Origin of the sequence: Pseudomonas sp., assembly GCF_030684895.1 — a bacterium.
Taxonomy (GTDB): Bacteria; Pseudomonadota; Gammaproteobacteria; order Pseudomonadales; family Pseudomonadaceae; genus Aquipseudomonas.
This window is the reverse complement of sequence record NZ_JAUXXP010000001.1, coordinates 1-11,998: the sequence shown is the minus strand read 5'-3', so window position 1 is coordinate 11,998 and position 11,998 is coordinate 1. Positions and strand designations below refer to the sequence as shown.

Here is an 11,998-nt window from a genome sequence, read left to right as displayed (position 1 = left end):
GGCCGCTACCTGTTGTTTGAGGCTGCCCCGTTACCTGGGCAGCCGCTACAACCCACAGGAGAATCACCATGACTGACACCACTGAGCAACTCAACGAACTGATCGAAATCACCCGTGACGGCCAGCGCTTTTATCAGCACGCCCACGACGAAGTGAAGGACGTGCGCCTGCAGGTGCTGTTCCGCGACATGTCGCAGAGCAAGAGCGAGCTGATTCGCGCGCTGTCGGTGAAAGTCGCCGCCAACCAGGAAGTACCAGCCAGCGGCGGCACCTTTGTCGGCAAGCTGCGTCAGGTTTATGCCGATACCAAGGCAACCCTGGTCAGCGACACCGAGGCCACCTACGTGGCGCAGCTGGAAGAAGCCGAAGACCGCATCCTGCATGCCTTCGAGGATGCCCTGGAAAGCGCCGAGCCGGACGTGCAGGCCCTGCTGACTGCAGAAATGCCGAACGTACGCGCCAACCATGACCGCATGCGCACCCTGAAGCAGTCCATGCAGTAAGTCCTTCGGGCGCGCCTTTAGGTCGCGCCCGTACTACCCGCGCGCAAGCGCACAACCCGAGCAAGGAGTATCGCCATGCTGAGTTGGGCCATTACCTTTCTGATTATCGCCATCATCGCTGCAGTCTTGGGCTTCGGTGGTATCGCCGGCACCGCCACGGGTATCGCGAAGATTCTCTTCGTGGTGTTCCTGGTGATGTTTATCGTCTCGTTCATTATGGGCCGTCGCCCACGTGGATAGAGGAGCAACCATGACCATCAAGACGCTGCTTGCCGCCCTGTTGCTGGGCGGCAGTGCGGCGGCTTTGGCCGCAGACACCGATGGCCAATTCCGCCTCAATGAGCTGCTCGCCAGCGACCCTGCCTATCAACAAAGTTGGCGGGAACTGGTGCAAGCGGAAAGCCGTTTGCCGGACTGGGTGATGAACCTCAGCGGCATCGCCAGCCCCATGCAGGGCCTGGATGACGACGGCGACAAATACCTGGTCGGCCAGCTGTGTGAAGCGCACAACTGCTTCAATCAGCGGCTCTACGTTGCCTTCAGCTGGGACAAGGAGGACGCCTACGCCCTCTACGTGCAACTGCCCGACGGCCTGCCGACGGACAAGGCTCCCAGCCAGCATGCGACTCTGCGCTGGCTCGGCGATCCAGATGAAGCCACTCAGCAGTTGCTGCTAGAGCAGCTGAAAAGTGACCCGAACTGGTACTAGTGGTTGTAGGGCTCGCGGCTCAAGCGAGCCATACCGCTTAACCCCACCCCAGCTTGACTAAGCCGCGCTATCATCCCGCCCATTGATCTGGGGGAGAGACGGCATGCTCAATTGGCTGTGGCTGGGGTTTTTCGTGGTGGCGGCGCTGGCCGGCCTGTCGCGCTGGCTGCTCGGTGACGATCCGGCGGTATTTGCCGCCATGGTCGAAAGCCTGTTTGCCATGGCCAAGCTGTCGGTCGAGGTCATGGTGCTGCTGTTCGGCACCCTGACCCTCTGGCTCGGCCTGCTGCGCATCGCCGAGAAAGCCGGCCTGGTCGATGCCCTGGCGCGCATGCTCGGCCCGCTGTTTGCGCGGCTGATGCCGGAAGTGCCGCGCGGTCATCCCGCTCTCGGCCTGATCACCATGAACTTTGCCGCCAATGGCCTGGGCCTGGACAACGCCGCCACGCCGATTGGCCTCAAGGCCATGCGCGCCCTGCAGACCCTCAACCCCAGCAGCACCACGGCGAGTAACGCGCAGATCCTGTTTCTGGTGCTCAACGCCTCGTCGCTGACCCTGCTACCGGTGACCATCTTTATGTACCGCGCCCAGCAGGGTGCGCCTGATCCGACCTTGGTGTTTCTGCCGATCCTGCTGGCCACCAGTGCCTCGACCCTGGTCGGCCTGCTGTCGGTGGCACTGATGCAGCGCCTGCGCCTGTGGGACCCGGTGGTGCTGGCGTACCTGATCCCCGGCGCGCTGCTGCTCGGCAGCTTTATGGCCGTGCTGGCGACCCTGTCCGCCACGGCGCTGGCGGCCCTGTCGTCACTCGCCGGCAATCTCACCCTGTTCGGCATCATCATGCTGTTTCTGCTGCTCGGCGCACTGAAGAAGGTGGCGGTGTACGAGGAGTTTGTCGAAGGCGCGAAAGAAGGCTTTGACGTGGCCAAGAGTCTGCTGCCCTACCTGGTGGCGATGCTCTGCGCGATTGGCGTGCTGCGTGCGTCGGGTGCGCTGGAATTTGGCCTCGACGGCATTCGCTGGCTGGTCGAGGTGCTCGGTTGGGATACCCGTTTTGTCGACGCGCTGCCCACCGCGCTGGTCAAGCCGTTCTCCGGCAGTGCGGCGCGCGCCATGCTGATCGAAACCATGCAGACCCAGGGTGTCGACAGCTTCGCCGCGCTAGTGGCGGCGACCATCCAGGGCAGCACGGAAACCACCTTCTATGTGCTGGCGGTGTACTTCGGCGCGGTGGGCATTCAGCGCGTGCGGCATGCCGTGGGCTGCGCGCTGCTCGCCGAGTTTGCCGGTGTGGTGGCGGCGATCTTCGTCTGCTACTGGTTCTTCGGGTAGAGCCAGCGCAGGCCTGTAGCCCGGATGTAATCCGGGACGGGCTATCAGCGGCCCAATCTTGCCCCGGATTGCATCCGGGCTACGTCGGCTTAAGCGTTCGGCAACGATCTGCGGCGCAATAAGCCGTAGGTTGGTGTTGAGCGCAGCGAAGCCCAACAGGGTGTTGACGCTGTGTTGGGCTTAGTTGCTGTGCTCCTCAACGCCAATCTACCCGCTACTCCACTACCTTAAAGCGCAGCACACCAATCATCTGCCCGGCTTCGGTCAGTACCTGCACCTGCCAGCGGCCTACGGCGTCGGTGGGGAAGTTCTTTTTGTGGGTCCAGGCGCGGTAGCCATTCTTGCGCCCGCCGTGAATATCCAGGGCGATACGCTCGACTTCGCCGCCATCACGGCGCCAGACGTGATAAATCCGCTCGTTCAGCCCGCGCGGCGCATTGATCGCGGTGTAGGCGAACAGGCCCTGGCTACGCAGTTGCGCCACGCTCAGCTGCTTGATGCTCTCGCCTGGCGCGCGGTTTTGGTTGTCGAACTCGCTGGTTACCGCCACTTCGGTCAGCCACAGGGTTGCCGGCGGCACCCAAACACGCGCGAGCCAGCCGCCAGCACCTATCGCCAGGGTCATGCCGACCAGCAGCAGGCCACGCCACCAGCGCTGCACGGTGATAATCGTAAACAGCGAGGGAAACGACAGCAGCACCGCTGCCGCCAGCGCCAGCTGGTAGCTCTGCGGGGTGGTCAGTTTGAAGATGATCGGCAGCGCGGTGAGTAGCACGGCGAACAGCGCCAGGGTGTGATACGCAAGAAACAGCCAGCGCTTGGGTGCCAGCCAGCGGTAGTACAGCGGGTCGATGATCGAGATCAGCGCGGCGCTAGCCAGTAGGCCGCTGAACAGCAGCTGGCCGCTGTTCCAGGTGGTGGTGATAAAGAAGAACGGCAGAACGAAGAACAGGCTCTCCTGGTGGATCATCTGCGTCGCATAGCGCAGTAGGGGCGGCGGCAACTCGAAGCCGAACCACTGGGCGATGCGTTCGCGCAGGATGTTTTCCAGAATCAGCCACAACCAGCTGACCAGCATCACCAGCGCCAACACCCGCGCCAGCTCGGCCTGGCGCTCGACCAGCAGAAAGCTCGCCAACCCCGAGGCAAAGCCAAAGATCGCAACCAGCCCGGGGTTGCGCTGAATCAGCGCGATCAGCTTGAAGAAGTGTTGTTTCAGCACGGGCATGGGGTGAACTCGATTTAGGCGCTGCGCGCCTGGCGAATATAGACACGGCCGGGCGGATAAGCGGGCGCAGAGCATAGCGCGCCCAGCCGGCCAGGGCACACGCATCTGTCGCCTTTGGCCACGCTGTTTGGCCAGCCTTGCCACTGCATCCGCGCAACCCACTGGATAGCCTGCAATGGGGTATCACAGTCGTTAGAAACGCAGCCTTCGCGCCCTCGGGCCGCGCTGCGTATGGAGAGGGTAATGCGCGTTTTGATCACAGGTGCAGCCGGCTATATCGGCCAGCAGTTGCTTAACCAACTGGCTATTCAGCACCCGCAGTGGATGCTGATTGCCGCCGATATTCGCCCGCAGAACCGCGCGGGGATGAAGCTGAATATCGAGCCGGTGCTGCTCGATATCAGCCAGCCGGCCGCCGTGGAAGACTGCGTGGCCACCTGGCAGCCGCAAGCAATCGTCCACCTGGCCTCAGTCGTCACCCCGCCACCTGGGATGAGCGAAGCCCAGCTGCATGCCATTGATGTCGGCGGCACCCAGGCGCTGATCCAGGCGGCTGCGACTCATGGCGTCGAACAGTTGATCGTTACCAGCTCCGGCGCCGCCTATGGCTATGACTCGCAAAATGCCGAGTGGCTGGACGAAGACCAGCCGCTGCGCGGCCACCCCCACTTCGCCTACGCCAAGCACAAACGTGAAGTGGAGTTGCTGCTGGCCGAGGCGCGCGCGCAGCACCCGCACCTCAAGCAACTGGTGCTGCGCCCCGGCACCATTCTCGGCAAACAGGTCAACAACCAGATCAGCGAACTGTTTAAAAAGCCCGCAGTGTTGGGCATTCGCGGCAGCGACAGCCGCTTCGTGTTTATCTGGGATCAGGATGTGGTGGACATTATCAGCCGCGGCCTGCGCCAGCAGAGCGCCGGCATCTTCAACCTGGCCGGCGATGGCGCGCTGTCACTCAAGGAAATCGCCGAACTGCTTAACAAGCCCTACCGCGCCCTGCCGGCCTGGCTGATTCGCAGCGCGTTGCGCGTGCTCAAACCCCTGGGCCTAAGCCCCTACGGCCCGGAGCAGGTGGATTTTCTGCGCTATCGCCCGGTGCTAAGCAATCGCCGGCTAAAACAGGACTTCGGCTTTAGCCCACGCTATAGCTCGCGCGAGGCGTTTCTGGCGTTTTTACGGGCGCAGGGGATTTAGCTGCCGGTTATTGCGCTTTCTGCTGCGCCCGATACTCACCCGGTGTTAACCCAGTCCATTGGCGAAACGCGCGAAAGAACACGCTGGGTTCCGAATAACCCAGCAGCAGGGCGATTTCTGCGGCGGGTAAGTCGCCGGTGCTCAGGTGTTGTTCGGCCAGTTGCTGGCGGGTGTCATTCAGCAGTTGCTGGTAGTTGCAGCCTTCGTCGGCCAGGCGTCGTTGCAGGGTGCGTTCGCTCAGGTGCAGATGGCGCGCCAGTTCGCTGCGATCCGGCTCGCCGCGCGCCAATTGTTCACCGAGCAAAGCCACCACGCGGGCGCTTAGCCCTTCGCTGGGCAAACGGGCGAGCAGGGCTTCGGCGTGCTGGCGCAGCAGGTTTTGCAGTGGCGGGTTGGCCTGGATCAGCGGCGCGCGGGCCAGACTGCGCGGCAGGACGATGCCGTAATCACTGGCGGTAAACTGCAGCGGGCAAGCGAAGGTGTCGCGGTAGCTGTCCAGCGTCGGCGGCTCTGGGTGAACAAACTGCGCGCGCAGCAACTGCCAGTTATCCAGCAGCGGGTGGAGCATCTGTACCCAGCAGGCCATCAGCGCCAGTACGCGGGTGCGGGTGGCCGGCAGTTCGGGATGCAATGGGCGATACAGCAGTTGCAGTTCATCGCCCTGTTCACGCAGTTGCACCTCGCCGCCTTCGCCGACCAGGCGCTGATAGCGCAGCCCGGCAGCCAGCGCGTCGCCCAGGGTCGGGCTACTCTGCAGCAGGTAACCGAGCACACTGAACGGGCCGGGGGCGAGGTTGCAGCCCAGGGCCAGGCCGGGTTCGGCATGCTTGATGCGGCTGAGGTGTTGCCACAGCTGTTCCTGAGTGGCGAAGGGCACACGCGCATCGGGGTCGCTAAGCTGGTTGTCATGCAGCTCGCAGGCACTCATCAGTTGGGCGCGATCAACGCCCAGGCGGCTGGCGGCATGCAGCACCGCGAGGGTGATGCTGGCGCTGACCGAGGTGTGTTGTGACTCGAGTGTGTGCTTGGACATGGCCTGATTCTGCCCAAAGCTGTGGCTTGGCGGTAGCGTTAAGACGTCTAGCTAAACACTTGGTTACTGCTGCGGCCGGTATTACTCCGTGCAACCTGTGGCTGAGCGGTTAGACTCTTGTCCTTCCGGACGCACTCAAAAGGTGCGACCGGCTCAACAATAAACAGAAAAGGAGAACTCCCATGAAAGGTAAATCCCTGGCATGGGCCCTGTCGGCTGCACTCGCAGGTATTACCCTGAGCAGCGCCGTACAGGCCGAAGAGAAATTCGTCACCATCGGCACCGGTGGTCAAACCGGCGTTTATTACGTTGCCGGTCAATCGATCTGCCGTTTCCTCAATCGCGGTGCGGCTGAGCACGGTATCAAGTGCAACGCCCCAGCCAGCGGTGGCGGTGTGGCCAACGTCAACGGCATCCGCAGTGGCGAGTTCAACTTCGGCATCATGCAGTCGGACCACCAGTTCAAGGCCATGAAGGGCGTTGCGCCGTTCGAGAAAGAAGGCGCCATGGAGGACATCCGTGCGGTGTTCTCGCTGCAGAGTGAGGTGTTCACCATCCTCGCCCGCCGTGATGCCAAGATCGCCAGCTTCGATGACCTCAAAGGCAAGCGCGTCAACATCGGCAACCCAGGTTCCGGTCAGCGCGACACCCTGGAAGAAATCATGCAGGTCAAAGGCTGGGACCGCTCTGCGTTCTCCCTGGCTGCTGAGCTGAAGCCGGCCGAGCAGGCGTCTGCCCTGGGCGACAACAATATCGATGCGATGACCTACTTCGTTGGCCATCCAAATGGCGCGATCCAGGAAGCCACCACCACCACCGACGCGGTACTGGTGCCGGTGACTGGTGCAGAAATCGACAAGCTGCTGGCTGAGAAGAGCTACTACACCAAGGCCGATATTCCCGGCGGCGTGTACAAGGGCAACGACGCGCCAACCCCGTCGATTGGCGGCAAGGCGGTACTTTCCACCTCGGCCAAGGCCAGCCCGGAAGTGGTCTACCAACTGGTTAAGTCGGTATTCGACAACATTGATCGCTTCAAGCGTCTGCACCCTGCATTTGCCGACCTGAAAGAAGAAGACATGATCAAAGTCGGCCTCAGCGCTCCGCTGCACGAAGGCGCAGTGCGTTACTACAAAGAGCGCGGCTGGCTGTAAGCCTGTGTAGCCCGGATAAGCGCCAGCGCAATCCGGGACCGCGTTACCCGGATTACGCCTAGGCTTATTCGGGCTACGTGACTGCCCGTGCAAACGGGCTAGTGTTTTCAGATAAGCAAACCCGCAGCTGCAAGGCTGCGGGTTTTGCCGTTTTCCGTACTCTCGAATGCAGGTTCAACCCATGCATGACAAGCAACTGTCCACCGAAGAACTGATCGCCCAGGATGTCGGTGCGCGCACCCCGCTGGGGACCATGGCCCAGGTGATCACCGGCCTGGCTCTGCTCTGGTCACTGTTTCAACTGTGGATCGCCTCGCCGCTGCCGTTCGTGTTCGGCATTGGTGTATTCAATGACACCGAAACCCGCTCTATCCATCTGGCGTTTGCCCTGTTGCTGGCGTTTCTCGCCTACCCGGCCTTTCGCAAATCGCCGCGTGACCGCATACCGCTGCTGGATATCGCCCTGGGCCTGGTCGCTGCCGCCAGCGCCGCCTACCTGTTTATTTTCTACCAGCAGCTGGCCTTGCGCCCCGGTAGCCTGACCACTGCGGACATGCTCACCGCGTGCATCGGCATCCCGTTGCTGCTGGAAGCCACCCGCCGCGTGCTCGGCCCGCCACTGGCGATCATCGCCCTGCTGTTCCTCGTTTACAGCCTGGCCGGGCCCTATATGCCGGGGATGCTGGCGCACCGTGGGGTCAGCTTCAATGCCATGGCCAACCACCAGTGGATCACCACCGAAGGGGTGTTCGGCATCGCCCTCGGTGTATCCACCAGCTTCGTGTTTCTCTTCGTGTTGTTCGGCGCCTTGCTCGAGCGCGCAGGCGCTGGGCATTACTTTATTCAGCTGGCCTTCAGCATGCTCGGCCACTTCCGCGGTGGTCCGGCCAAGGCGGCTGTGGTGGCATCGGGTTTGACCGGGCTGATTTCCGGCTCGTCGATTGCCAACGTAGTGACCACCGGCACCTTCACCATCCCGATGATGAAGCGCACCGGCTTCTCGGCCGAGAAGGCCGGCGCGGTGGAAGTGGCTTCGTCGGTGAATGGCCAGATCATGCCGCCAGTGATGGGCGCGGCGGCCTTTCTGATGGTCGAGTACATCGGCATGCCCTATGTCGAGATCATCAAGCACGCCTTCCTGCCGGCCGCGATTTCCTATATCGCCCTGCTGTATATCGTCCATCTGGAATCGCTCAAGCTCGGCCTGCAGCCGGTGGGCGGGCATCAGCCCAAGCCATGGTTGCGCCGCCTGACCGGTTTCGCCTTCGGTGCGGCGCTGATCAGTGGCCTGTCGCTGGCGGTGTATTACGGCCTCGGCTGGCTCAAGCCGGCGCTGGGTGAATACGCTCTACCAGGAGTCGGCGCGCTGCTGGCGCTGGTCTACCTGGGCCTGCTGAAAATCGCCGCTAGCGTGCCGGTGCTGCCGGCTGAAGACCCGGACGCACCGATCGACAAACTGCCGCAAACCCGTGCCGTGCTGCTCTCCGGCCTGCACTTTTTGTTGCCGGTGGTGGTGCTGGTCTGGTGCCTGATGATCGAGCGTCTGTCTCCGGGCCTGTCGGCCTTCTGGGGCAGTGTGATGCTGGTGATCATCCTGCTGACTCAGCGCCCGTTGCTGACCTGGCTGCGCACCGATGGCACGCATGCCCACGGCTCGTTTATCGATGGTGTGATCGATCTGCGTGAAGGCCTGATTGCCGGCGCGCGCAATATGATCGGTATCGGTATTGCCACGGCAGCGGCGGGCATCATCGTCGGCGCGGTGTCGCAAACCGGGGTTGGCCTGGTGCTGGCTGATCTAGTTGAGCTGCTATCGATGGGCAACCTGCTGCTGATGCTGGTACTGACGGCGATCTTCAGCCTGGTGCTGGGCATGGGCCTGCCGACCACCGCCAACTACATCGTGGTGTCCAGCCTGCTGGTGCCGGTGATCGTCACCCTCGGCCAGCAGAACGGCTTGATCGTGCCGCTGATCGCGGTGCACCTGTTCGTCTTCTACTTCGGCATCATGGCCGACGTGACGCCGCCGGTTGGGTTGGCCTCGTTCGCCGCTGCGGCGGTGTCCAAGGGCGACCCGATCAAGACCGGGATTCAGGCCTTCTACTACAGCCTGCGCACGGCGGTGTTGCCGTTCCTGTTTATCTTCAACACCGACTTGCTGCTGATCGACGTGGATTTCTGGCATGGCGTGCTGATTTTCATCGTGGCAACCATCGCCATGCTGATCTTTGCGGCCGGCACCCAGGGCTACTTCCTGGTACGCAGCCGCTGGTACGAAGGCGTGCTGCTGTTGCTGGTGGCCTTCACCCTGTTCCGTCCGGGTTTCTGGATGGACATCGTGCACGACCCTTACCGCGACATTCCGCCGGCACAACTGGCCCAGGCCCTGGGCGATGTGACTGATGGCAGCCAGCTGCGCTTGCGCATCAAGGGTGAGAACGCGGTGGGCGATGCCCGTGAATTCAGCCTGCTGTTGCCCGTGCCGGAAGGTGCCAATGGCGAAGAACGCCTGGCGAAACTTGGCCTGCTGACCTATGAAGAGGGTGGCAAGGTGCTGGTCGACAGCGTCACCTTCGGCAGCCCGGCGGCCGAAGCCGGCCTGGAGTTCGATCAGGAAATTATCAGCGTGCGCGCCCCAACGGATCGCTGGACCAAGGAGCTGATGTGGATTCCGGGCTTCCTGCTGTTCGCTCTGGTGGTCTGGTTGCAGCGTCGTCGCCGGGCTGACGGGACGGCTTGAGCCGAGCTTGAGGCGCCAGCCTGTTGCGCAGTTTATTGCGCAGCAGGCTGTTGATAAGTCTGTGGGTATCAGGCTGCAAGCCTTTTAAATACTGGCTTTGAGCAAGCTGCGCAACTTCTTGCGCAGAGCTGCGCAAGAAGTTGCTCAACTTTCAGTGAACTGGCGCACAATAGCTTGATGCGCACACCTTTTGTTATTATAACTAATTGATTTATAAGGATTTTATTTAATTGGCATGATTGTCGCTTTAGGGGTAGTTCCCGGATCACTGCAGATCCATGACCCAAGGCAAGGAAAGCACTCATGCCAACACCCGCGTATCTGTCCCTCGAAGGCACCAAGCAAGGCCTGATCACTGCCGGCACTTTCACCGAAGACTCCGTCGGTAACATCTTCCAGGAAGGTCACGAAGACCAGATCCTGGTTCAAGCCTTCAACCACCAGGTCATCATCCCGCGTGATCCGCAATCCGGTCAGCCGACTGGCCAGCGCGTGCACAAGCCGCTGATGATCACCAAAGTCTTCGACAAATCCTCGCCGCTGATCTTCAACTCCCTGACCTCCGGTGAGCGTCTGAACAAGTGCCGTCTGGAGTGGTACCGCACGTCCTCCACCGGTACTCAAGAGCACTACTTCACCATCGAGCTGGAAGATGCCGTGATCGTTGACGTGCAGTCGCGTATGCCGAACTGCCAAGACCCGAACATGTCGCACTTCACTCACCTGGAAGACGTGTACTTCACCTACCGCAAAATCGTCTGGACCCACGAAGTCTCCGGTACTTCCGGCTCCGACGACTGGCGTACCCCGATCTCCGCCTAAGCATTGGCTGAGCTCGTACGACACCGCTTCGGCCAGGCATCGTCCTGGCCGTTGCGTTTCAGTCCTGACAGCAACGCCGGTGAGCCCCCTAGGGTGCGACATGGCGAAGCCTTGTCCACCGAGAGACGTGCTACGCAACAACAGTTTCTTTGCTAAACGTCAGCGCATAAACGTCGAATACGCCCGGTTACCAGCCCGCTGTGCTCGTAAAATTTCCGGCTCATTCATGGATCGAAAGAAGAGGAACAACGAATGTTCGCCGCCGCCAACCAGACTCATTTCAGCCTGACGATCGAAGGCGTTAGCCACGACCTGCAGGTGCTCGAATTCAACGGTCGCGAGGCGATCAGTCAGCCCTTCGAGTTCGAGCTGGAACTGGTCAGCGAACGTCCCGATCTGGACCTAGAAAGCCTGCTGCACCAAGCCGCCTTTCTCGCCTTCGATCAGGCCGGCCACGGCATTCACGGGCAGATCTACCGCGTCGCCCAGGGCGAATCCGGTAAACGCCTGACCCGCTACCACGTGACCTTGCGCCCACAGCTGGCCTACCTGGCGCACCGCACCAACCAACGTATATTTCAGCACCTGACGGTGCAAAAGATCATCAGCCAAGTGCTGCAAGAGCACGGCATTCAGGCCAACGCCTATGACTTCCAACTCGGCTCGATCTACCCCGAGCGCGAGTACTGCGTGCAGTACGACGAATCCGATCTGCACTTCGTCCAGCGCCTGTGCGAGGAAGAGGGTATCCACTACCACTTCCAGCACAGCGTCCAAGGCCATGTACTGACCTTTGGTGACGACCAAACCGTCTTCCCCAAACTCGCGCCAACGGCCTATCAACAAGACAGCGGCCTGGTCGCCGACAAACCAGTAATCAAGCGCTTTGGCGTGCGCGTGGAAACCCGTACCAGCCGGGTGACCCGCCGCGACTACGATTTTGAAAAGCCCAAGCTGCTGATGGAAGCGGACGCCAAGAGCGAATTCAAACCCGACCTTGAGGATTACGACTACCCCGGCCGATTCGTCGACCGTGAGCGCGGCAAACACCTTAGCCAACGCATCCTCGAACGCCACCGCCACGACTTCGAACTGGCGCAAGGCGACGGCGATCAGCCGCTGCTGGTCAGCGGCCACTTCCTGGCGCTGACCGAGCACCCGCGTGCCAGCTGGAACGACCTCTGGCTGCTGACTGAAATCCACCACCAGGGCAAACAGCCGCAGGTGCTGGAAGAATCGGTCACCGATTTCTCCGGCAGCCACCGCACTTCCTCCCCTCTCC

At 61.6% G+C, this 11,998-nt stretch carries 11 protein-coding genes; 9 read left to right on the top strand and 2 right to left on the bottom strand.

Annotated features, from left to right (window positions below; all coding sequences use genetic code 11):
* Nucleotides 1-68: 68 nt before the first annotated feature.
* The 4 genes from Q8M42_RS00055 (at nucleotide 69) to Q8M42_RS00040 (ending at nucleotide 2,545) form a co-directional block, all read left to right on the top strand.
* Nucleotides 69-503: a PA2169 family four-helix-bundle protein gene (locus Q8M42_RS00055; protein WP_304865860.1), complete on the top strand. Its 435-nt coding sequence runs from the start codon at nucleotides 69-71 to the stop codon at nucleotides 501-503.
* 75 nt (nucleotides 504-578) lie between these two features.
* Complete coding sequence (locus Q8M42_RS00050; RefSeq protein ID WP_090379030.1) at nucleotides 579-743, top strand: DUF1328 domain-containing protein; 165 nt, start codon at nucleotides 579-581, stop codon at nucleotides 741-743.
* A gap of 10 nt (nucleotides 744-753) precedes the next feature.
* Nucleotides 754-1,212, top strand: coding sequence for an inhibitor of vertebrate lysozyme family protein (locus Q8M42_RS00045; protein ID WP_304865865.1), 459 nt, complete (start codon nucleotides 754-756; stop codon nucleotides 1,210-1,212).
* A 103-nt stretch (nucleotides 1,213-1,315) separates the two neighbouring features.
* Nucleotides 1,316-2,545, top strand: a complete 1,230-nt coding sequence (locus Q8M42_RS00040; protein ID WP_304865868.1) for a nucleoside recognition domain-containing protein — start codon at nucleotides 1,316-1,318, stop codon at nucleotides 2,543-2,545.
* 214 nt (nucleotides 2,546-2,759) lie between these two features.
* Here the strand turns inward: Q8M42_RS00040 and Q8M42_RS00035 are convergent, their stop codons facing one another.
* On the bottom strand, nucleotides 2,760-3,773 hold the full coding sequence (locus Q8M42_RS00035; protein WP_304865871.1) for a DUF5924 family protein: 1,014 nt from the start codon (nucleotides 3,771-3,773) through the stop codon (nucleotides 2,760-2,762).
* A 243-nt stretch (nucleotides 3,774-4,016) separates the two neighbouring features.
* Between Q8M42_RS00035 and Q8M42_RS00030 the strand changes: the two genes are divergently transcribed.
* Nucleotides 4,017-4,967, top strand: coding sequence for an SDR family oxidoreductase (locus Q8M42_RS00030; protein WP_304865873.1), 951 nt, complete (start codon nucleotides 4,017-4,019; stop codon nucleotides 4,965-4,967).
* A gap of 7 nt (nucleotides 4,968-4,974) precedes the next feature.
* Here Q8M42_RS00030 and Q8M42_RS00025 read toward each other — a convergent pair whose 3' ends face one another.
* Complete coding sequence (locus Q8M42_RS00025; protein ID WP_304865876.1) at nucleotides 4,975-6,000, bottom strand: AraC family transcriptional regulator; 1,026 nt, start codon at nucleotides 5,998-6,000, stop codon at nucleotides 4,975-4,977.
* 182 nt (nucleotides 6,001-6,182) lie between these two features.
* On the opposite strand from Q8M42_RS00025, the gene Q8M42_RS00020 reads away from it, so the two are divergent.
* The 4 genes from Q8M42_RS00020 to tssI all read left to right on the top strand — a co-directional run.
* On the top strand, nucleotides 6,183-7,154 hold the full coding sequence (locus tag Q8M42_RS00020) for a TAXI family TRAP transporter solute-binding subunit (protein WP_275959892.1): 972 nt from the start codon (nucleotides 6,183-6,185) through the stop codon (nucleotides 7,152-7,154).
* 181 nt (nucleotides 7,155-7,335) lie between these two features.
* Nucleotides 7,336-9,894 carry a TRAP transporter permease gene (locus Q8M42_RS00015; protein WP_304865881.1) on the top strand — a complete coding sequence of 853 codons (2,559 nt, stop codon included), beginning with the start codon at nucleotides 7,336-7,338 and terminating at the stop codon, nucleotides 9,892-9,894.
* 303 nt (nucleotides 9,895-10,197) lie between these two features.
* Complete coding sequence (locus Q8M42_RS00010) at nucleotides 10,198-10,716, top strand: Hcp family type VI secretion system effector (RefSeq protein WP_090241257.1); 519 nt, start codon at nucleotides 10,198-10,200, stop codon at nucleotides 10,714-10,716.
* A 252-nt stretch (nucleotides 10,717-10,968) separates the two neighbouring features.
* A partial coding sequence (tssI, locus tag Q8M42_RS00005) for a type VI secretion system tip protein TssI/VgrG (RefSeq protein ID WP_305282778.1) occupies nucleotides 10,969-11,998 on the top strand: 1,030 nt, incomplete at its 3' end.

Coding starts and splice junctions, on each gene's coding strand:
- Q8M42_RS00025 (WP_304865876.1), bottom strand. CDS start 6,000: ATGTCCAAGCACACACTCGAGTCACAACACACCTCGGTCAGCGCCAGC.
- Q8M42_RS00055 (WP_304865860.1), top strand. CDS start 69: ATGACTGACACCACTGAGCAACTCAACGAACTGATCGAAATCACCCGT.
- Q8M42_RS00015 (WP_304865881.1), top strand. CDS start 7,336: ATGCATGACAAGCAACTGTCCACCGAAGAACTGATCGCCCAGGATGTC.
- Q8M42_RS00010 (WP_090241257.1), top strand. CDS start 10,198: ATGCCAACACCCGCGTATCTGTCCCTCGAAGGCACCAAGCAAGGCCTG.
- Q8M42_RS00020 (WP_275959892.1), top strand. CDS start 6,183: ATGAAAGGTAAATCCCTGGCATGGGCCCTGTCGGCTGCACTCGCAGGT.
- Q8M42_RS00050 (WP_090379030.1), top strand. CDS start 579: ATGCTGAGTTGGGCCATTACCTTTCTGATTATCGCCATCATCGCTGCA.
- Q8M42_RS00045 (WP_304865865.1), top strand. CDS start 754: ATGACCATCAAGACGCTGCTTGCCGCCCTGTTGCTGGGCGGCAGTGCG.
- Q8M42_RS00030 (WP_304865873.1), top strand. CDS start 4,017: ATGCGCGTTTTGATCACAGGTGCAGCCGGCTATATCGGCCAGCAGTTG.
- Q8M42_RS00035 (WP_304865871.1), bottom strand. CDS start 3,773: ATGCCCGTGCTGAAACAACACTTCTTCAAGCTGATCGCGCTGATTCAG.
- Q8M42_RS00040 (WP_304865868.1), top strand. CDS start 1,316: ATGCTCAATTGGCTGTGGCTGGGGTTTTTCGTGGTGGCGGCGCTGGCC.